Here is a 19,929-nt window from a genome sequence, read left to right on the forward strand (position 1 = left end):
GGCCGTCCACCGGCGAAGACCCTCTTCTGCGGGCCTCGTACCGGCTGTGCCTGCGCACCACACGAGTGCACGATCCCGGTATTTTCGCCCTCATCCAGCTGTTGCCGACCGTGCTGCGCCCACCCTGCTGGGCTTTGTGGGCGGCAGCGAGCGTCCTGGACGATCTCGCCGACCAGCGAGACGCTCCACAGGCCGAACGGGAGGCCCGCGTTCAAGCGTGGACCCAAGCCCTGCAATGTGACCTGGCGGCCGGCACCAGCACGGATCCGGTCCGCCGCGCTCTGGTGGACACCGCCCTGCGATGGCACCTGGACCTGTCCAGCCTGCGAGGCGCCATGATCAGCACACGCGATGACACCTGCGGCCGGCATTTCGCCGACTGGGCCGCGTGGCGGTCCTGGTGCAGCGAGGAAATCGTGCCCTGGGTCGACCAGGTACGGCACCTGTTCGAACGGGCCGGAGCGCCGATGACGCTCCGGCTGGACCGGCAGCAGGACTACAAGCGGTTCATCGACGGCGCCCAGCTCACCGACATCCTCACCGACCTGAGCACCGACCTCGCCCAGGGCGACCTGCTCCTGCCACAGGAGGTCCTGGACGCCTTCCCCGGCGCCGAGGACGACCTGCGGCAAGGGACCTGGAGCCCGGCCACAGCTGCCTTGATCCGGGAGCTGACAGCTCTGACCCGTCAATGGCTGACCAGGCCCGCGATGACCAGAGGCATGCACCCGGGCGCTGCCATCGTGATCGACACGGCCGGCTGCCTGATGCGCGCTCAGCTCGATGCCGTCGACGCGGCCGGCCACGCCCTGCTCAAACGCGCCCAGCGCCCACCTCTCGCGGCCCGCACCCGCATCCTCGCCCGCGCCCGTATCCGCTCGAAACTGGCCTGGAGCCTGACGCCCCTGACCGTGCCCGAACCCCGAGACCCCGCGGTGACCGTGAGCGGGCCGAGCCCTGAAGTCGACAGCACCACCCTTCGGCCCCCGGCACCGCACCCCGACGGAGCCCGGCCCCCGCAGATCGCGGTCGACCGGATGCCCGCCCACGTGGCGGTCATCATGGACGGCAACGGCCGCTGGGCCGAGCAGCGCGGCCTGCCCCGCCCTGAAGGCCACCGCGCCGGCACCGCCGCCGTCCACGAGATGGTCTACGGCGCCCTGGAGATCGGCCTGCGCCACTTGACCCTCTACGCGTTCTCCACCGAGAACTGGAAACGTGACACCGAGGAGGTCACCACGATCCTCGAAGCGATCCGACGCGACCTCGACGAGGGACCCGTCCGTGACCTCGACGTGCGCCAGCGCTGGTTGGGCCACCCCGACAAACTGCCCGAGGAACTCGTCCAGGCCCTCCTGCGCGAGGAGCGCCGCACCCGCAACCGCACCGGCCTCACCCTCACCGTCTGCATCAACTACGGCGGCCGCGACGAGATCACACGGACAGCCGCAGCCCTCGCCCAGGCGACCCATGCAGGCGACATCGACCCCCACCTCATCGGTGAAGACGACTTCGCCCGCCGCCTACCCCACCCCGACCTGCCGGACGTCGACCTGCTGTGGCGCACCGGCAACGAACGGCGCACCTCCAATTTCCTTCCCTGGCACACCACGTATGCCGAGTTGTACTTCACCCCCAACCACTGGCCCGACGTCGATCGGCGTGACCTGTGGCAGGCCATCACCGAGTACAGCCGCCGCCAACGACGCCACGGCGGCGCCGCAGCGGCACGCACGCGGTGACCTGGAATGCGTGGGACGCCCGCAGTAAGCAGGTGCTGGCCATTGAGGCCATCCGTGACGCCCAGAACCGGGCCGAGCTGAAGGTCGACGAGGTCCTGGCCATCGCCCGCGCGGTCAACGGTACCGAGCACAGTGTGCGTGACATGGGACTTCTGGTGTCGGCGATCGAGCGGCCCCGGACCAACGTGTTCGGGGCCGAGCTGTATCCCACGCTGCATGAGAAGGCCGCGGCGCTGCTGCACTCCGTCGCCCGCCATCACGCGTTGATCGACGGCAACAAGCGCACCGCCTGGCTCGCCATGCGCGTCTTCCTGCGGTTCAACGGCATGATCGCCAGTACCGCCCCGCCGCCCGTCTCCGTGGCCGGCCCGTTCGTCGAGGATGTCGCGCAGGACAACTTCGACGTACAGGTCATCGCCAAGCGCCTTGCGGCCTGGTTCCTCGTTTCCTGACGCGCTCGGACGCGTCGCGCGTCACGCGGGGTCGCGTCACGCGACGGCGGTGCCCTCGAGCTCGACCATCTGACCGGGGATCGCCAGCCGCGTCACCCCGAGCATGGTGGTGGTCGGAGCGACGGCGGCGGCTCCCAGGCGGCGGGCCAGCACGCCGTAGTGCTGGAAGAGCAGATCGACGTCGGTCGTGTAGACGTTCAGCCGGACGAGGTTCGAGAGGGTCATGCCCGCCTCGGCGAGCACCGCCTCGATGTTGTCGACGGCCAGCGCCAGCTGCGCCGCCATGTCACCGTCGTGTTCGGGCTTGCCTTCCTTGCTCATCGCCGTCTGGCCCGAGATGTACAGGGTGCGCGAGTGCCCGGAGACGACCTCGCCCTGGTTGAAGCCCATCTCGACCGACCACGACACCGGGTTGACCGCCTTACGTTGCATTGCCGCACCTGCTCCCCTCGGTTCATGACTCTGCCCACGCCCATCGCTTCGGCAGCCGCCGTGCTCTGACGTCGTGTGAGGAAGCCTGGCAGGAATACGTGACACCCTCGGTCATGTATTTCGCTACGGTTTCCCCATGCGCGCCGACCGGTTGGTTTCCCTGGTCCTGTTGCTGCGTCAGCGAGGCCGGACGACCGCGGAGGCGCTCGCTCGTGAGCTGGAGGTGTCGACCCGGACGGTGCTGCGCGACATGGAGGCGCTCTCCGCGGCGGGTGTCCCGGTCTACGCGGAGCGCGGGCGGCACGGCGGGTTCTCGCTGCTGCCCGATTTCCAGACGGCGCTCACCGGCCTGAACCACGACGAGGCACTCGCTCTCGTGGTCGCCGGATCACGGCGCGGCGCGCAGCTGTTCGGTCTGGGATCGGCGCTCGCCTCAGCCGTACTGAAAGTGGTCGACGCGCTGCCGGAGGGACTGCGGGACACTGCCGCCGGAGCGGCCCAGCGGCTGCTCATCGACCCGGAGACCGATCTCCTCTCGCGTCGCGTGGCCCCCGAGGAAATCCCGGACTCCATCGCCGCAGCGGTCCGGCGGGCGGTGTTCGCCGGGCACAAACTGCGCATCTACTACGAGGCCGTGGGCCGGCCCCCGAAGTGGCGCACGGTGGACCCGATCGGCCTGGTCACCGTCAGGGACCAGGGGTACCTGCTGGCCAAGCGGGGCACCGAGGACCGCACCTACCGGTTGAGCCGGGTCCTGGCAGCCGAGGAGCTCGACGAACCCGCGCAGCGTCCGGACGCGGTCGACCTGGACCGGGCCTGGCGCGAACGCAACGTGCGGTTCCGGACCGGTGGCGAGACCACCGCCGTGGTGGTCCGCGTGGATCCCGACCACCGGGAGCACCTGGTCGCCACCGCCCTGGCGGTCCGCTGCGAGGAGACCGACGAGGACGGCCGGCTCCGGCTGCACGTCGTCTTCCAGGACGCGCGGCACGCGGAATGGGCGCTGTGGGAGCACGCCGTGTACGCGGAGGTGGAGGACCCGCAGTGGCTGCGCGCCTCCCTGCACGACCGCGCGACAGGGATCGCGGCCCGCTATGCGACACCGACCTGAAGTGACGGTGTGTCAGGTGGCGTGTCGGCCAGGTCGGACGTCGGCGGGCTCGTGACCCGGTGCGCGGCGCGGGACGGACTCGCCCGCGCGGAGGGCCGCGGGGCCGGCCTCCGGCGGAGGACATCTCCGGGGAGGGCTACGAGGACAGGGCCGCGACGGCGGCGCGCACCTCGGCGGCCACCTCGTCCACGGAACGTCCCGAGCAGGGCAGCCGGCGTACCGCCAGGTGGGGACGGGTGCGGGAGAGGTGCTCCAGCACGGTGTCGTAGCGCTCCCGGGTCGCCGCGAGGAACGCCTCGGTCTCGTGGAGTTCGCCGCCGCGGGGGCGTTGCCCGGTGCGGCGAAGTGCTTCGGAGGCGGGCAGGTCGAGGAGGAGGACACCGTCCGGGAGGCTGACGCCGAAGTGGCGGGCGAGGGTCGTGGACAGGGCGTCCGGGGGAAGGGTGCCCCAGCGCAGCACCTCCGTGCCCGCCGCCCAGGCGTCCGTGTCCCCGGTGCGGGTCCGCAGCCAGTCGCGCACCGCCCGTGCGGCGTCCGGGTCCTGCTTGCGCCACCAGGCGTCCACGTCGGTACCGGGCTCGTCCTCCCGCCGGGCACGGGCGAACAGGGGCAGGTAGACCAGAGGGTCGACGAGCGGGTGCCGGTCGGCCAGGACGGTCCGGCCGCCGGCCGCCGCGTGCCCCTCCGCCGGACCGAACAGGCACAACTGGAGGTACAGGACACAGACCTTGAGCTGGACGCGGCCCACCTCGTCCGCCGCGGAGGAGGCGCCGGCCAGCGCCGCGGACAGCCCGGCGCCCGGATTGTCCGGGTTCTCGTGCCCCCGTACGGCGTGCACGACCCCGACGCCGTCGCGTTCGCGGAGGCGGCGGAGCACAGTCGTCTTCCCGGTTCCGTCGATGCCGACGAGGGCGACGCGCACCTCACCCACCGTCCCGGGTCTCTTCGATGTCCCACAGCCGGAACGCGGTCGCCACGACCTCCGGCAGGAACGCGAACTCGCGCTGGGTGTTCCCGGCCGCGTAGAGCGCGAGCCGGGTCATCAGGAACTCCCGCAGCGCCAGCCGGTGTCCACGCCTCCAGTCGGAGTCCGCGACGAGCCGTGCCGCCCGGGGCGACACCGAGGCCACCGCCCGCGCGTGCACGTCGAGGAAGCGGTCCACCTCCTCCGCCGTGACGTGCGGGCCTGCGGTGAACGCCAGCAGCTCGACGGCGTCCCGCTGAGGCGGTCCGACGGTGGCGAGTTCCCAGTCGTACGCCACGATCCTCCCCTCCCGTACCGCGAGGTTGCGCGGGTTGAAGTCGTTGTGGACCAGAGTGCGGGGCATCGCGTGCAGTTCCTGGGTCCAGCGCTCGGCGTCCTCGACCACGCCGAGCAGGACGTCCCGGCGGTGGGCGCCGAGCAGTTCGGGAAGCTCGGCCGCGGCATGGCGCACCAGCGCCGCCCACAGTTCCCGTGCCTTGGCCAGTTGCGGGGGATCGGGCACGTGGTGCAGCCAGCCCTCGGCCAGGATTTCCTGGTCGCGGCCGAGCCAGTGCCCGTGGACGGCACCGACGGCACGCAGCGCCTGGTCGGTCCGGGCGGCGTTCCACGGCCCACCGTCGTCGGGCAGCCGTTCCATGAGGATGACGTACGCCTCGCGCTCGTCGTCCTCCAGCAGCCCGTAGCAGTGCGGCAGCAAGTCCTTGAGGACGGGCTCCCCGCGCCGGTACACCGCCAGTTCCCGGCGGTGGGCGTCGGTGAACACGGTGTCGGCGCCCCAGCGTTGCCAGGCCGCCTCCAGCTCCGGCCCGCACACCGAGAACAGCTTCGTCACGCCGCCGACGATCTCGTCCCCGCGCGACTTGACCTTTGCCACCAGCTCGGCGCCGGTGGACCCGTCGGCCGCGTTCCAGCCGACGCTCAGCGGGTACAGGCCGGTCAGCTTGCGCCGCTCGGCCAGTGCGCCCAGCTCGCTGGAGATGCCGTCGCCCCGCAGCCCGGGTCCCTGGGTCACGCGAGTGATGTGCAGTCGGGGGTCGCCGGTGCCCTGTGCGAGCAGGGGCTGCAACAGGGCGGCGTCCAGGTCGCCCGGCTGGAGCCAGTCGACGCGCCGGGCCCGGCCGAGGCGCTGGTGCGCGGCCGCGAACTGGCCGCTGACCACCGCCGCCATGGTGGACACGTCCAGGGCGAGGGCGAACCCGGCCACGATCTCCGCGAACCGACGCGCTCCACCCGTGCCCGCGCAACCCAGCAGGGTGAGGAGGTCGCGCTGGTGCGGCAGCGCGGTGCCGCCACCCACGGTGCCCACCACCAGGTTGGGCAGCAGCAGGGTGGCGACGAGATCGTCACCGTCCGTCTCCATCGAGAAGATCGACGCGCCCGACTCGTGGACGCAGGCCGCGTCCTGGCCCGTGGCGAGGAACAGGGCCGCGACGATGTTCGCCGCGTTCACGCCGTAGCCGACCATCCCGGCCTGCTGGGCCCCGAGGACCGTCGCCACATGGCCCTTGACCATGGCCTCCGGCGTGGTCTTCAGAACGCCGGTCACCGCGTCGCGGCGCACCCGGCACTCCGCCGTCACCCGGGTCCCGCGCCCGGCGAGCAGGGACGTGACGGCCGCCTTCTTGTCGCTGCTCAGGTTGCCTTCCAGCAGGGAGTTCACCGGGCGCATGCCTGCGTCGTCGGCAACGGCCTCGGTCAGCCGGCGCAAAATCTGCCAGGTGGCCGCCGTCGTCATGTTCTGGCCGGCCGCGTCGGCCGTCTCGAACACACAGCGCAGGTGCAGATAGCGGCCGATCTGGTAGGGCTCGACGTCGATCAGCCGGGTGTGCCGGGACACCATGCGGACCTGCTCCTCCAACAGGCCGCGCTGCTCCCGCAGCCAGCCCGTGAACCGGTGCGCGGCGTTGAGGTCGTCGAACTCCAGGACGGGTGCCCGGGTCATGCGCTGCGACAGCACCTTCGTCACCACGCCGCCGGAGGCGGTCAGCGCCCGCGCGCCCCGGGACGCGGAGGCCACCAACGCGCCCTCCGTGGTGGCGAGCGGAGCCACGACGCTGTCCCGGGCCGCGTCCCCGGCGAACAGCAGCGGGCCGGCGAGACCCACCGGCACCTCCACGGAGCCGACGAAGTTCTCCACGTTGCCCATCAGGTTCCGGGCCGCAAGGCCGGTGCTCTCCAGCGAGGCGAGCGCGGTGCCGCCGCGCTCCCGCAGCCAGCGCAGCCGTTGCCTGCGGGCCTCCTCGGAGTACTGTCCCCGGCCCGGAATGACGTCGCTCATAGGTCCCTCGTCTCGTGGGTCGGCGTCTGCATCAGGCCGCCTGCGGCCGGGTGGACGTGAGGCGCGCCCAGACCTCGTCGGAGGGCTGGAAGACCCGGTCCTTGACGCGGGGCGGTCGCTGTCCGCCGCGTACCGCGCGCTCCCACTCGAGCAGGAAGGCGTCCTCGTGGACGGTGATCACCTCGACGGGAGCGATCCGTCCGGACCGGCGGCCGGCCCCGTATCCGGGGCAGTGCCGCGCCAGCCGCGCGTCCAGCGCGCCGGCCAGGTCCGCCACCGGAGGCCCCGCGAAGGCCACCGCGACCTGGTAGCGGCCCGGCCGGCCGGGGGCCAGGCGACAGGTGGCGTTGCGGATCTCCGCCCCGGTGTCCTGGCAGGCGGCGCCCAGTGCGCGGACCGTCACGGCCTCCGAGAGCCGCTCGCCGGCGGCGGACCGGACGACGTTGCGGCCCGCGTACTCGACGCGCGGAGTGCGCCCGACCCGGCCGACGACCCGGACCACGTCATTGACGGCGCACCGGTACAGCCCGCCGATGTGGCTGAGCACGAGGTGGTAGTCGGCTCCCTCCTCCAGTTCGGTCGGCAGCAGGGTCTCGCTGTCGGCCGACAGGGGGCCGTCGGCCGGGACGAACTCGTAGACGCAGCCGGGCAGGTAGAGCGGCGCACCGCCGGGGTGCCGGTCCACCGGTACGGCGGCCGGTCCCTCGCAGGACGCGACGGGCGCCGCGAAGAGCTGGACACCGGGCCCGTAGGTCTCCCGTACGCGGGGGAGGTAGAGGGAGGCGAGGGCGCTGTTCCAGACGAGGACGGCGGTCAGCCGCGGCCACAGGTGCTGGGGCAGCACGGTGCCGAACGCCGCGGCGTACCGCGCGATCTCGTCGGCGCGTTCCGGGTCGGGTGAGGTGTGCGGCCGGCCGCCGAGCGTGCCGGCCCGGATGTCCTCGACCAGCCTGGGCCACTCGGTGCGCAGTTGGTAGGGCAGAGCGGCGACCATCGCGGGGTTGATGCCGATGACGACCCGGATGTCCTGCGCGGCGGCGAGCCGGAGCTTGAAGTAGGCGCGCTCCCAGGGGTCGGCCGAGGCGAGCTCCTCGGGAATCCGGCTCCAGGAGGCGTCGTTGCCCGGTCCGACGGCCGAGTCCTCGCCGAACCGCCGGTAATCGACCTGGCTGGAGCCGATGTGCGGCTGGCCCTTGCGGGTGCGGGCCGCGGGCGCGGTCGGGTCCTGCCACAGGTTCAGCACTCCGTCCGGCGCGGTCGCCGAGCCGGGCAGCGTGCCGAGCAGCGGGGCGAAGGCGGCGTGGTAGAAGGGCAGGAAGGTCTCCCGCATGTAGGTGCGGGTCACCGGGATGTGCTTCTCGCGGCCCGTGCTGCCGCTGGAGGAGAAATAGACCACCGGGTCGTCGGCCGTCAGCACGCGGTGTTCGCCGTCCATCGCCCGCTCGATCCACGGCATCAGCGCCTCATGGGTGCGGATCGGCACCGCCCGGCGCAGTTCGTCGACGGTACGGACACCGGCCAGCCCGTGCTCGTGGCCGAACGCGGTGCCGGCGTTCTGCTCCAGGATCCGGGTGAGCAGCTCGCGTTGCGTCTCCTCGGGCCGGTCCAGGCTGTCCAAGAGCCGGCGGTGCGCCGCCTGTACGCGTGCGGCCTCCATCAGTGGCCTCCTCGGTCGCGGTTCGAGATGAGTACGCCGTACAGGCGCAGCCGGTCGTGGTCGGTGCCGTCGCGGGAGATCCGGGTCTGGACCGTGGCGGCGCGGCCCGGGTCGAGGGCGGCACGGAAGTCCCGGGGGTCGAGTACCTCCCGGTGTTCCACCCGGACGGCGTCGCCGGGCCCGACCAGCCCGCGCAACACCGCCTCGGTGACCAGGTGGTGGACGTGCACCAGGTACGCGTCGCTGCGGACCCGGCCGGTGGCCACCGTCATCTCCACCCGGTGTCCCGAGGGCCGCCCGGGCACGTGCACGGCGAGCGGCCCCGGGGGCACGTCGACCGGGAACGGGCCCTGGAAGGCGCGCAGCATCCGCGACAGGGCGGACAGCTCGCGGCGGGTGGCCGGGCCGTACCAGGCGAGGCCGCCGCCGGGGGCGAGACGGCGGTGCGGATGACGGCCGGCGACGCTGCCCGGCCGCCCGGCGAGGAAGACGGTGCGGGTGAAGGCGCGGTACCAGCCCGCCCGCGCGCCGGGCTCCAGCGCCAGCGCGAACGAGGCAGCGCCGGCGACGAACGCGGCCGGGTCGATGTCCTCCACGACGACGACCGCGGTCAGCTCCCGCGGGGCCGAGAGGTCGCCGCCCGCCAGCCCCGCGCGGACGGCCCCGACCCTGGCCCGCGCCGCGGCGGCCAGCACGTCGGCGTCGGTGGGACGCGGGGCCCATGGGGCGCTCATGTGTAGATCGCCCTGATCTCGGGGGCGGGAGGGACGCCGGTCCCGCCGAGCAGGGACGCGGTCAGCCGATAGGGGTCGACGTATCCGTGCGGTGCCCGGAGCCGGGCCAGCGGATCCGCGGCGTCCCACCGGTCCGGGTCCGCGCCGCCGGCGGCCGCGCGGTCGAGCAGCCGGGCCGCGCGCCCCACGCAACGGCGCAGCAGCCCCATCCGGAACGGTTGGGCGGAGCGCCGGTGCAGGGTACCGACGAAGTACAGCCGCATGCCCAGCCGGTAGGCCGCCCGGTCCGCGGAGCCGGAGGTGGCCGACAGGTCGCCGAGGGTCGAGCCCCGCCAGCCGCCGTACCGGCTGGAGCGCGCCGTCCCGCCCACGGGCACCCTGCTCAGGGAGAGACGTGCGGTGCGCGCGCCGAACTCGGCCAGGACTCTCTCCAGGAGCAGGTAGTCGGCGGTGATGCCGTCGTCGTGGATGAGCAGGAACCGCCGTCGCGGGCCGATCATCGGGATCAGCTCGCGCAGGATCGGCAGCAGGTAGTTGGGGTGGCCGTCGGCGCCGACCAACTGGCGCAGCGGCAGGCCCCAGCGGGGACCGTCGAGGAGGACCGGGCCGCCGTAGCGCCGGTGATCGAGCAGCAGGCCCCGGGCGGCGAGGGTGTCGAGCATGGTCCCGGCCGTGGTGGCGAGCGGACGGTCGGTGGTGAGTCCGAGGTCGCCGACGCCCAGCAGGTCCAGCTGGGCCTGCCACAGTTGCAGCATGCGGAGCCCGGCCGGGTGTATCCAGCCGTCACGGTCGGCGTGGGCCAGGCGCACGCCCACCGCCTCGGGGTCGGCCGTCCGGTGTTCGCCGTGGAAGCGGACGTACCGATCGCCGATCGCCGTCTCCGACTCGCGGCTCCAGTCGGTGTGCGGCTCGGTCAGCTCGAGGTGGTGCCAGAAGGCCGTCGCCTGGGTGGTGACGGTGGCCATGCGGTTGTTCCAGACCAGCCGCACCCCGTCGGTCCGGGCGCTCGCCTTGACGAGTACGTCGGTCCACAGCAGGCCCTTGACGTGGGTGGGGGTGAGGGGTTTGGTCGGAGTGATCGTCACCGGTGCCACGACGAGCTCGGTGGCGGGAGCGACTGTCAGCTGCATGGTCACGCCGTTCGTCCGGATGGGCGCGGAGTCAAGTCCGTTTTCTCCAAAGGGACTTGAGGGGCACGGGGGGCGAGATTAGCCAGACCGGAAATAGGGCGTCCAACGAATGCCGTTCCGCTGGCACCTTGCTGCCAATTCCCCGCCCGCCCCCACCGTGGACCCTGCGGAAAACCGCAGGGTCCACGGTGGGGGAAACCGCACGAGTTCGACGGCTATCCGCATACCGGCACTGAGCTGGCACTTCTAGCGTGGTCAACGGATCGCGGCACCGGCCCGCGGCGTGCGCTTCGTACCTGGAGACTTCGAATGGACCACATCATCCTTGCGCTGCCACAGGAGCCCGCGGACGGCATCGCGGGCTGGGCGGCCGACCTGGTGGACGCCATGGGCGCGCCCGGTGCCGGCCTCGCCGTCGCCCTGGAGAACCTCTTCCCGCCGCTGCCGAGCGAGATCATCCTGCCGTTGACCGGCTTCGCCGCCGGACAGGGAGTCATCAGCCTGTTCGCGGCCCTCTTCTGGACCACTCTCGGGTCCGTGGTGGGTGCCGCGGTCCTCTACTGGATCGGCGCACTGGTCGGCCGCGAGCGGATGTACGCGATCTGGGCGAAGCTGCCGCTGGTCAAGACCTCCGACCTGGAGCGGACGGAGGAGTGGTTCGCCAAGCACGGCACCAAGGCCGTCTTCCTCGGCCGCATGGTGCCGATCTTCCGCAGTCTGATCTCCGTGCCGGCCGGCCTGGAGCGCATGCCCCTGCCGACCTTCCTGGCCCTCACCGGTCTGGGCGCGCTGATGTGGAACACCGTGCTCGTCATGTCGGGGTACTGGCTGGGCGACCAGTGGGACAAGGTCGGCGACTACGTCGGTGTGCTCAGCAAGGCCGTCCTGGTCATGGTGGTCCTCGCCCTGGCCTTCTACATCGTGGTCCGGCTGCGCTCGCGCGGCACCGCCCAGCACCGCCGCCCGTCGTGACCAGTCCCGTCCTGACCCGGACCGAGCGATCTTGCCCCGGCTGCGCCGCCCCACTAGGCTCAGCGAGCGTGCAGGGGGATTCGGCGGACACGACCATCCAGCCCCTTCCGACGGTGCCCGGAACCGCGCTGCCGGGAGGCGAGCCCGCGGCGAAGCCCGCCCGGGCGCTGCCCCTGCGCGCCGCGGGCGTCCTCCTCGGCTGCCTGACCGCGCTGCTGGGACTGCTGTACTTCGTCGTCGCCGGTGTCCCGCTCGGCCCGCTGCTGCTGTGGCCGCGCACCCGGCGCCGGGCGTTCGTCGTCCTCACCTCCGGAGCCCGGCGGCTGACGGCCCTCGAACGGTGGCGCCGCTCGGTCTTCTTCGGGGACTCCTTCCCCGACCGTCCCGTGCCCGACCAGCGCATCCTGCGCTACCTCGCCGCCCGTACCTACGCCGGTCTGATCACCGGCGTGGTGCTCGGCCTGCTCGCCTTCGGCGCCGTCCTCGCGGGCCTGCTCGTCGCGAGTCTGGCCCGGGGCACCCTCGACGGCCGGGAACTGGTCACCCAGGTCGTGCTCGGCGGGGTGCTGCTCTTCCTGGACGTACAGGGCCTGTTCTCGCTGGAGGCGCTCGACGCGCGGATGGCCCGCGAGTGCTTCGGGCCCTCGGAGCGCGAGCTGATGCAGCAGCGCATCGACGAGCTGGCCACCAGCCGGGCGGCGGTGCTCCAGGCCGTCGACACCGAGCGCCGGCGCATCGAGCGGGACCTGCACGACGGCGTGCAGCAGCGTCTGGTCGCGCTGGCCATGCTCCTCGGGCGGGCCCGTCGCGGCGGCCGCACGCCCGAGCAGGCGCGCAGCCTGCTGGAGCAGGCCCACAAGGAATCCCAGGACGTCCTGACGGAACTGCGGGAAGTGGCCTGGCGGGTGTATCCGACGGCACTGGACAACCTGGGACTCCAGGAGGCGCTCGCCGGGGTGTCGGAGCGGTGCAGCATCCCCATCAGGACCGACTTCGCGCTCGCCGAGCCGCTGCCCGCCTCCGTGGAGACCGCCGCGTACTTCGTCGTGTCGGAGGCGGTGACCAACGCCGCCAAGCACTCGGCCGCCACGGAGATCCAGGTGAGCGTCCGCAAGTACGGACCGGTCCTCGTCGTCCAGGTCGAGGACGACGGCGTCGGCGGCGCCAGGCCGGAGGGCAGCGGACTGACCGGGCTGCACAGCCGGGTCGGCGCCCTGGACGGCCGTCTGCACGTCCACAGCCCCTCAGGGGGGCCCACCACGATCACCGCGGAGCTGCCGTGCGCGTAATGCTGGCCGAGGACTCGACCCTGCTGCGGGAGGGGCTGGTCCGCCTCCTCAGCGAGGAGGGCCACGAGGTCCTGGCCGCGGTGGGCGACGCCGTCGCCCTCCTGCGGGAGATGGAGCAGCTGCGGCCGGACATGGTCGTCGTGGACATCCGGATGCCTCCCACCCACACGGACGAGGGGCTGCGGGCGGCGCTGGAGATCCGCAAGCGGTGGCCCGGCGTCGGGGTGCTCGTCCTGTCCCAGCACATAGAGCGCAACTACGCGGCGCAGCTGCTCACGTCGAACGCGGAGCGGGTCGGCTACCTGCTGAAGGACCGGGTCGCCCAGGTGGAGGAGTTCCTCGACGCGCTGGAACGGATCGAGGCGGGCGGCGCCGCCATCGACCCGGAGGTCGTACGGCAACTGGTGATCCGCACGACACACAGCGACCCGCTGGCCCGGCTGACCCCTCGGGAGCGCAGCGTCCTGGAGACGCTGGCGCAGGGGCACACCAACGCGGCGATCTCGGAGAAGCTGCACATCTCCATGAGCACCGTCGAGAAGAACCTCAACATGATCTTCGACAAGCTCGAACTCGCCCACGCCACCGGCTACAACCGCCGGATCCTGGCCGTACTGCGGTACCTGGAGTCCTGACGCGCGACGAGCCGGGCGTCGGGTCGTCCCCGTCGCCCGGCACGTCGTCGTCACCGGCACGTCGTCGTCACCGGCCCGGCGGCCCGCCGGTCACTCGGACCCCGTCACTGGAACGAGTACGGGTTCAGCGCGTCGTCCGGCAGGTGCTCGATCTGGACGCGGTCGCCGATGCCGGCCTCCTCGGCGAGTTCGAGCAGCACGTCGAGGGCCACGTGGTCCTCGAGCCCGAAGCCCGTCGAGTCGAAGACCGTGACACCGTCCCGGTGCCGCGCCGCGGTCTCCGGGTCGGCGCACAGCGTCATGAGGTCGGGCCCGAGGTCGCCCTCCTCCAACTGCTGGCACTCTCCCTCCCGCAGCGCCTGCGCCAGGTGGTCCGGCGTCACGAACGCCGACTTCAGCACGGGCACCGGGACCTCGAACTTGCCGATGAGGTCGGCCCCGATCGCGTTGATGTGCACGTGCGGCCGCAGGTTCGTGCCGTTCAGCACCGGGCCGTCGCCCACACCGACGGAGGTGACGGTGCAGATGATGTCCGCCGCCGCCTCCAGCTCGGCCAGCTCCACGACCTTGATGTCGAGGTCCAGGAAGTCCACCCGGTCCGCGAACGAACGCGCGTGGTCCGGGTCGATGTCGTGCACCAGGATCTGCTCCAGCGGGAACACCCGGCTCAGCGCGTGCGCCTGGGTCACCGCCTGGGCGCCGGCGCCGACCAGGCCGAGGACCCGGCTGTCGGGACGGGCCAGCAGCCTGCTGGCGATCGCCGAGGCGGCTCCGGTGCGGATCGCGGTGGGCAGGATGCCGTCGCACACCGCCAGCAGACGGCCCGTCACGTCGTCGTAGCGCGTGAGGGATCCGATGATGGTGGGCAGCTGGAACGTGCCGGGGTTCGACGGTGTGTAGGCCACCGTCTTGATCGTTATGGAACGCCCCGGATCATGGTGCGGCATCCACTCGAGGATGGCCGTGTTCCCCGGGCCGCGCAGAAAACCGTCCCGGGTGGGGCTCACGCCTTTGTCCGGAGCGGTGAAGGCCTCCTGGAGCCGGACGATCATCCGGTCCATGAAGCGGTCGTTGCCGCTCTCCTTGACGAGTTTGGCAACATGCTGCCGGGTGAGGACCGTGGTCTCCATTTTCTCCCCTCGATTGTCGTCGCGCCTCGGCAACTAATTGCCAAGGAATGTGCGTCTGCCATTTAATGAGCTACGATCCGCGCTCGGCCGACACTTCAAGCAGGAAGCTATTGCGTACCCTTTTGGGGGTGCCGGTCAATTCGCGTTCCGAACGTAACCGTCCGGCTTTTAATGGTCAAGGATTCCAAGGGGCGTTACGGTTTTCCGCAGGTTTCTGCCTGCGGTTTCCCGCAGGGCGGCACCTGCGGTTTTCCGTACGGTGAACCTGCGGAAAGCAACGGTCAGCACGACGGTTTACCTCGTATCCACCCGACTGCCGGTGGATCTAGCGTTCTGCTCGTCGAGATCCGACCGGCTTCCAGGGCCGGACCTGCAGCAACGGAAGGAAGCAAGGTGCGAAAGAAGCCGGCAACAGTACGGATCGCGCGATGGAGTGCCACGCACCCGTGGTCCGCCATCGGCCTGTGGGTCGTCTTCGTCGCCGCGTGCCTCGTTCTGGGCGGAGCGGCAGGAACGAACTCGATCAGCGACGAGGAGTCGGGGGTCCGCGAGTCGGGCCGGGCCGGCAAGATCGTTCACTCCGGTGACTTCCCCGAGAAGGCCGAGGAGAACGTGCTGATTACCGCCGAGGACGGCGGGAAGCTGGACCCCGCGGCCGGCCGCGAGGCCGCCGCGGACGTCGTCGAGCGCATGAAGGCCCTCGACGAGGTGGAAGGCGTCGGCGACCCGGTCCCCGCACCCGACGGCAAGGCCCTGCTGGTCCCCGTGACCATGAAGGGCGACACCGAGAACGCCGACCGGCGTGTGCAACCGCTGCTCGACGCCAGCGCGTCGGTCCAGGACGCCCACGAGGGCCTGCGGGTCGACGAGGTGGGCACCGGTTCGACCGCCAAGGGTCTGTCGGAGACGCTCGGCGAGGACTTCAAGAAGGCCGAGCTGATCAGCCTGCCGCTGACCCTGCTGATCCTGCTCGTGGTCTTCGGCGCGATCATCGCGGCGGGCGTGCCGGTGGTCCTGGCCCTCTCGTGCGTGGGCGCCGCCATCGGACTGTCCACGCTCGCCTCCCACGTACTGCCCGAGACCAGCGCGGTCAGCAACGTCATCCTGCTCATGGGCATGGCCGTGGGCGTGGACTACTCGCTCTTCTACCTGAAGCGGGAGCGCGAGGAACGCCGCGCGGGGAAGTCCCACGTCGACGCCATCGAGGTCGCGGCGGAGACCTCCGGGCACACCGTCGTGGTGTCCGGAACCACCGTCATCGTGGCCATGGCCGGCCTCTACCTGGCGAACGAGGCGACCTTCGCCTCCCTGGCCACCGGCTCGATCATCGTGGTGGCGGTGGCCGTACTGGCCTCGCTGACCGTGCTGCCCGCCCTCCTCGCCAAGCTGGGACGCTGGGTCGACAAGCCCAAGGTGCCGTTCCTGTGGCGGCTCACCATGCGCTCCGGCGAGTCGCGGGTGTGGCCCGCGCTGCTGCGCCCGGCGCTGTCCAAGCCGTTCATCACGCTGGTGGTGTCCGTGGGCGCGCTGCTGCTGCTGGCGGTGCCGGCCCTCGACATGAAGCTCAAGCAGCCGGGCTCCGACGACCTGTCCCGGGACATCGCCGTGGTGCAGGCGATGGACCGGCTCACCGACCACTTCCCCAGCAAGGGCACCGTGCACCAGGTCGCCGTCCGGGCGCCCGCCGACCGGGCCGACGACGTGAAGACCGCGCTGAACGGCCTCCTGGAGCGCACCGCGAAGGACGAACTCTTCGCCCACGACTCCACCCCCGCCATCAAGGTGTCCGAGGACCGCAGGGTCCACACCGTCGACGTCGGCACCCCCTACCAGCCGAAGAGCGACGGGGCCCGCGAGTCCCTGGACCTGCTGCGCGAGTGGGTGCCGCAGGCGATGGCGGACGTGCCCGGCGCCGAGAGCGCGGTCGGCGGCAAGGTGGCGCAGGGCGTCGACTTCACGGGTCACCTCGAGGAGCGCATGCCCTGGGTGGTGGGCTTCGTCCTGCTGCTGACCTTCGTCACCATGGTGATGATCTTCCGGTCGATCGCCGTGGCGCTCTCCGCGATCCTGCTCAACCTGCTCTCCGCCGCGGCCGCCTTCGGTGTGCTGGTCGCCGTCTTCCAGAACACCTGGGCCGAGGGCTTCCTCGACTTCCACAGCTCGGGCGCGGTCGTCTCCTGGCTGCCGCTGTTCCTGTTCGTGGTCCTGTTCGGGCTGTCGATGGACTACCACGTCTTCGTGGTCAGCCGGATCCGCGAGGCGGCCCTCGCGGGCGCCCCGACCAGGACCGCCGTCCGTGAGGGCATCACCCGCTCCGCGGGCGTGGTCACCAGCGCCGCGATCGTCATGGTCGGAGTCTTCGCGATCTTCGGCACCCTGAGCATGGTCGAGTTCAAGCAGTTGGGCGTCGGTCTCGCGGCCGCCATCCTGCTGGACGCCGTGATCATCCGGATCTACGTGCTGCCGGCTCTGATGACGGCGCTGGGCAAGTGGAACTGGTGGCCCGGCAAGGTCTCCGGCGGCCCCGGCGGACCGACCTCCCTCCCGGACCAGGCCGAGCCCGGCAGCCGCCACGCCGAGGAGCAGCCCCAGTACGCGCGGTTCGCCGCCGAGCGGCAGTACGGGCAGCCGTCCGCGCAGCAGGCTCCGCAGCAGTCCTACCAGCAGGGCGGTTACCAGCAGCAGCCCTACCAGCAGGGCGGTTACCAGCAGCCGTACCAGCAGGGCGGCCACCAGGATCCCTACCAGCAGGGCGGCTACCAGCAGCCCGGACCGTACCGCGACGACCCCTCGCGACCCGGCTACTACCAGCAGTAGAGCCAGGTCCCTCCGGCGAGGAAGGAGGGTCGCCCGTCACCCCCGGACGGCGACGGCCCTCCTTCCTCTTTCTCGTCTCTCGCGTGCCCGGCCGCCGTGCCCGGCAACTAGCTGCCAACGCGTCCCGCCCGGCCCGTCCCGCGGCGACGGTGGAGGTACAACCGACCTCGACGGAGTGAGCATGCGGATCGAACAGAGACCCACGAACCGGTTACGGGCGGCGCTGTACGGGGCGGGAGCGTTGCTCCTGGCCCTCCTGGCGGGCCTGACCGCGGCGGCTCAGGGCCACGCCGCCGCGGGATGGCAGGCCGTGCCGCCGCCGGCCCCGGCCGGCCTCAGCGCGTACGTCCCCTTCGACGCGACGTCGGCCGTGGCGCGCAGCACGGTACAGACGAGCACCACCTGCCTGCCCTGCGAGTACGAGCACACGCTGTGGACCCGGCAGGCCGGCGCCTGGCGCAGCCTCCCGATGCCCCCCGCCGGTGCCTCCACGGACGTGCTCACCGGCACCGCCCCGAACGACGTGTGGGCCCTCGGGCGCGGCGAGTGGGGCGACTTCGGGCAGTACCACTGGGACGGCTCGCGGTGGACGGACCGGACCGTCCCGGACTTCGAGGTGCTGGCGGCCCGTGCCGTCTCCCGCACCGACGTGTGGGCGGTCGGCAACTACCGGGAGAGCGACGGGGACGTGCCCGGCGCGGTCGCCCACTGGAACGGCTCGGCCTGGACGCTGACCAAGCTCGGCGCGCCCGACGCCTGGACCAACATCAAGGCCGTGCACGTCGTGTCCGCCCACGACGTCTGGGTGGTGGGTTCGGGCGGCGGCCGCCTCTACGCCGCGCACTACGACGGCACGTCCTGGCAGGAGGTGGCCCTGCCCCGGCTGTCGGGGCTCTCGGCGACCGCGAACGCGGTGACCGTGCGGGACGGCGAGGTGTGGATCGGCGGGACCGACCGCAACATCTACACCGACAGCGGCACGCCGAGGGCGTTCGTGCTGCGCGGGAACGGCACGGACTGGCAGACGACCTACGTGCCGGTGCCCGCACCCACCGGCGACGCGACCAAGGACCGCATGTCCGTGCAGGCCCTGGCCGTCCACGACGGAACCGTGTGGGCGGGTCTGTACGCGGACCGCACCAAGGACCGCGGCCTGGCCCGCTGGAACGGCTCCACGTGGGAGACGGCCGCGGCCCCGGGGGCGACGCCCGGCTCCGAGGTGACCGCCCTGTACCCGACGGCGGACGGAAGCCTGTGGGCCAACGGGCTCCACTACCCCCACGCCTACCTGAAGGGCTACGCGGCCTCCCTCGCGCCGAGCGCCTGACACCACGGCGGAGGGGCCCGGCGTCCGCCGGGCCCCTCCGCCGTGACGGCCCTCAGGGACCGGTGAGGAACTGCACGAGCAGCTTGTTCACCGCCTCGGGGTCCTCCAGGTAGCCGTAGTGCCCGCAGCCCTCGACGAGGTCGAAGCGGGCGCCGGGGACGGCGTCGGCGACCTCGCGGCCCAGCCGGGGCGGAGTGACCAGGTCGTCGGCGAAGGCGATGACCTGGCAGGGGACACGGATGCCCCGGTACGCGGCCAGCCGGTTCTCCAGCCGGCTGACCTCCATCTGCGCCCGCTGCCCCGGCCCGGGCGCGGACGTCAGCTCGAACAGGTCGAGCCAGTCCGCCATGGCCGAGTCGTCGTCGAGCGTCCGCGGCGACAGCGACTTCAGGGCGCGCAGGACGGCCGCGTAGCGGTCCGGTAGCCGCACCCCCGAGTCGTACAGGTCGATCTCCGTGCGCGTCAGCTCGGCGCGCAGGAAGTCGGTGCGGCCCCGGGTGGCCATCAGGACCGCCCGGCTGACCAGGTCGGGACGCGCCAGTGCCAGTTCCTGGGCGACGAACGCGCCCATGGAGGTGCCGACGACGGCGGTGGGACCGAGGCCCAGGCGCTCGATGAGCCCGGCCACGTCCCCGACCATGTCCTGGAGGGTGAACCCCTCGGGGCACTCGGAGGACGGGGGGATGCCCCGGTTGTCGAGGGTGATCACGCGCAGACCGGCCGCGGTGAGCGCGGGTACCTGGTGCAGTTGCCACACGGTGCGGCCGCCACCGGTGCCCTGGATCATCACCACCGGGTCGCCGGTGCCGGCCTCGTCGTAGCTGAGCCGAATCCCGTTCACGGGAATGACCGGCATGGTGCCTCTCCCCTCTCGTGGTGGTCGTGCGGCACGCGCCCGCACACGCAGGCGACCCGCGCCCCGGACGCCCGGGGCCGCGGGCCGTGCGGCGCTCCGATCAGGCGGCCCCGTCCATCGCGTCGACCAGGCTCTTGGGACGCATGTCGGTCCACTGGGTGTTGACGTACTCCAGCGCCGCGTCCCGGCTGCTCTCCTCGAGGACGGTCCGCCAGCCGGCGGGCACCTCGACGAACGCCGGCCACAGCGAGTGCTGCCCCTCGTCGTTGACCAGGACCAGGTAGGTGCCCTCGGGGTCCTCGAAGGGATTGCTGCTCATTCCATCGCTCCTTCTCAGCGCTGACTGTTTCTCTGGGACGGTGTGTCGGGTATCTCGTGAAAG

The 19,929-nt window shown here is 72.0% G+C and carries 17 protein-coding genes; 8 read left to right on the forward strand and 9 right to left on the reverse strand.

Features of this window, described 5'->3' with window-relative positions:
• Positions 1 to 65 precede the first annotated feature (65 nt).
• Positions 66 to 1,742, forward strand: a complete 1,677-nt coding sequence (gene uppS / locus ACZ56V_RS38240) for a polyprenyl diphosphate synthase (protein ID WP_468948360.1) — start codon at positions 66 to 68, stop codon at positions 1,740 to 1,742.
• Positions 1,743 to 1,774: 32 nt separating this feature from the next.
• Complete coding sequence (locus ACZ56V_RS38245) at positions 1,775 to 2,194, forward strand: type II toxin-antitoxin system death-on-curing family toxin (protein ID WP_468948339.1); 420 nt, start codon at positions 1,775 to 1,777, stop codon at positions 2,192 to 2,194.
• Positions 2,195 to 2,230: 36 nt separating this feature from the next.
• Here the strand turns inward: ACZ56V_RS38245 and ACZ56V_RS38250 are convergent, their stop codons facing one another.
• Positions 2,231 to 2,626 carry a RidA family protein gene (locus tag ACZ56V_RS38250; protein WP_467383344.1) on the reverse strand — a complete coding sequence of 132 codons (396 nt, stop codon included), beginning with the start codon at positions 2,624 to 2,626 and terminating at the stop codon, positions 2,231 to 2,233.
• A 136-nt stretch (positions 2,627 to 2,762) separates the two neighbouring features.
• Here ACZ56V_RS38250 and ACZ56V_RS38255 point away from each other — a divergent pair, with 136 nt between their 5' ends.
• Positions 2,763 to 3,737: a helix-turn-helix transcriptional regulator gene (locus ACZ56V_RS38255; RefSeq protein WP_468948342.1), complete on the forward strand. Its 975-nt coding sequence runs from the start codon at positions 2,763 to 2,765 to the stop codon at positions 3,735 to 3,737.
• Positions 3,738 to 3,873: 136 nt separating this feature from the next.
• Here the strand turns inward: ACZ56V_RS38255 and ACZ56V_RS38260 are convergent, their stop codons facing one another.
• From ACZ56V_RS38260 to ACZ56V_RS38280, 5 genes are read right to left on the reverse strand one after another with little or no spacing between them, the layout of a single operon-like run.
• Positions 3,874 to 4,668, reverse strand: coding sequence for a hypothetical protein (locus ACZ56V_RS38260; RefSeq protein WP_468948344.1), 795 nt, complete (start codon positions 4,666 to 4,668; stop codon positions 3,874 to 3,876).
• The gene (locus tag ACZ56V_RS38265; protein ID WP_468948346.1) at positions 4,661 to 7,000 is read right to left on the reverse strand and encodes a hypothetical protein; all 2,340 of its coding nucleotides are present in this window, start codon (positions 6,998 to 7,000) and stop codon (positions 4,661 to 4,663) included. The genes ACZ56V_RS38260 and ACZ56V_RS38265 overlap by 8 nt, the downstream gene beginning before the upstream one ends.
• 31 nt (positions 7,001 to 7,031) lie before the next feature.
• Entirely contained in the window at positions 7,032 to 8,657 is a 1,626-nt protein-coding gene (locus tag ACZ56V_RS38270) for a GH3 family acyl-acid amido synthetase (RefSeq protein ID WP_467383339.1), read from the reverse strand.
• Positions 8,657 to 9,391 (reverse strand): DUF6182 family protein, encoded by a 735-nt coding sequence (locus tag ACZ56V_RS38275; RefSeq protein WP_398915023.1) that lies wholly within the window; start codon positions 9,389 to 9,391, stop codon positions 8,657 to 8,659. The genes ACZ56V_RS38270 and ACZ56V_RS38275 overlap by 1 nt, the downstream gene beginning before the upstream one ends.
• Positions 9,388 to 10,521, reverse strand: a complete 1,134-nt coding sequence (locus tag ACZ56V_RS38280; RefSeq protein WP_468948349.1) for a hypothetical protein — start codon at positions 10,519 to 10,521, stop codon at positions 9,388 to 9,390. The genes ACZ56V_RS38275 and ACZ56V_RS38280 overlap by 4 nt, the downstream gene beginning before the upstream one ends.
• 309 nt (positions 10,522 to 10,830) lie before the next feature.
• Here ACZ56V_RS38280 and ACZ56V_RS38285 point away from each other — a divergent pair, with 309 nt between their 5' ends.
• The 3 genes from ACZ56V_RS38285 (at position 10,831) to ACZ56V_RS38295 (ending at position 13,417) form a co-directional block, all read left to right on the forward strand.
• Positions 10,831 to 11,493: a DedA family protein gene (locus tag ACZ56V_RS38285; protein ID WP_398915019.1), complete on the forward strand. Its 663-nt coding sequence runs from the start codon at positions 10,831 to 10,833 to the stop codon at positions 11,491 to 11,493.
• A gap of 68 nt (positions 11,494 to 11,561) precedes the next feature.
• Entirely contained in the window at positions 11,562 to 12,782 is a 1,221-nt protein-coding gene (locus ACZ56V_RS38290; protein WP_467383335.1) for a sensor histidine kinase, read from the forward strand.
• A complete protein-coding gene (locus ACZ56V_RS38295; protein ID WP_398915278.1) occupies positions 12,782 to 13,417 on the forward strand; it encodes a response regulator in 636 nt (211 codons plus the stop codon). The genes ACZ56V_RS38290 and ACZ56V_RS38295 overlap by 1 nt, the downstream gene beginning before the upstream one ends.
• 104 nt (positions 13,418 to 13,521) lie before the next feature.
• Here the strand turns inward: ACZ56V_RS38295 and ACZ56V_RS38300 are convergent, their stop codons facing one another.
• Positions 13,522 to 14,547: an ornithine cyclodeaminase family protein gene (locus ACZ56V_RS38300; protein WP_398915015.1), complete on the reverse strand. Its 1,026-nt coding sequence runs from the start codon at positions 14,545 to 14,547 to the stop codon at positions 13,522 to 13,524.
• A 393-nt stretch (positions 14,548 to 14,940) separates the two neighbouring features.
• Here ACZ56V_RS38300 and ACZ56V_RS38305 point away from each other — a divergent pair, with 393 nt between their 5' ends.
• Positions 14,941 to 17,364, forward strand: coding sequence for an MMPL family transporter (locus tag ACZ56V_RS38305; protein ID WP_468948352.1), 2,424 nt, complete (start codon positions 14,941 to 14,943; stop codon positions 17,362 to 17,364).
• Between the two features lie 181 nt (positions 17,365 to 17,545).
• Positions 17,546 to 18,691, forward strand: a complete 1,146-nt coding sequence (locus tag ACZ56V_RS38310; RefSeq protein WP_467383331.1) for a hypothetical protein — start codon at positions 17,546 to 17,548, stop codon at positions 18,689 to 18,691.
• A gap of 52 nt (positions 18,692 to 18,743) precedes the next feature.
• On the opposite strand, the gene ACZ56V_RS38315 is transcribed toward ACZ56V_RS38310, so the two are convergent.
• Together ACZ56V_RS38315 and ACZ56V_RS38320 are read right to left on the reverse strand one after the other, a co-directional pair.
• Positions 18,744 to 19,547: an alpha/beta fold hydrolase gene (locus tag ACZ56V_RS38315; protein ID WP_398915009.1), complete on the reverse strand. Its 804-nt coding sequence runs from the start codon at positions 19,545 to 19,547 to the stop codon at positions 18,744 to 18,746.
• A 100-nt stretch (positions 19,548 to 19,647) separates the two neighbouring features.
• Positions 19,648 to 19,866: an MbtH family protein gene (locus tag ACZ56V_RS38320; RefSeq protein WP_031035186.1), complete on the reverse strand. Its 219-nt coding sequence runs from the start codon at positions 19,864 to 19,866 to the stop codon at positions 19,648 to 19,650.
• Between the last annotated feature and the right edge of the window lie 63 nt (positions 19,867 to 19,929).

This window comes from Streptomyces sp. NPDC034099 (assembly GCF_055575415.1).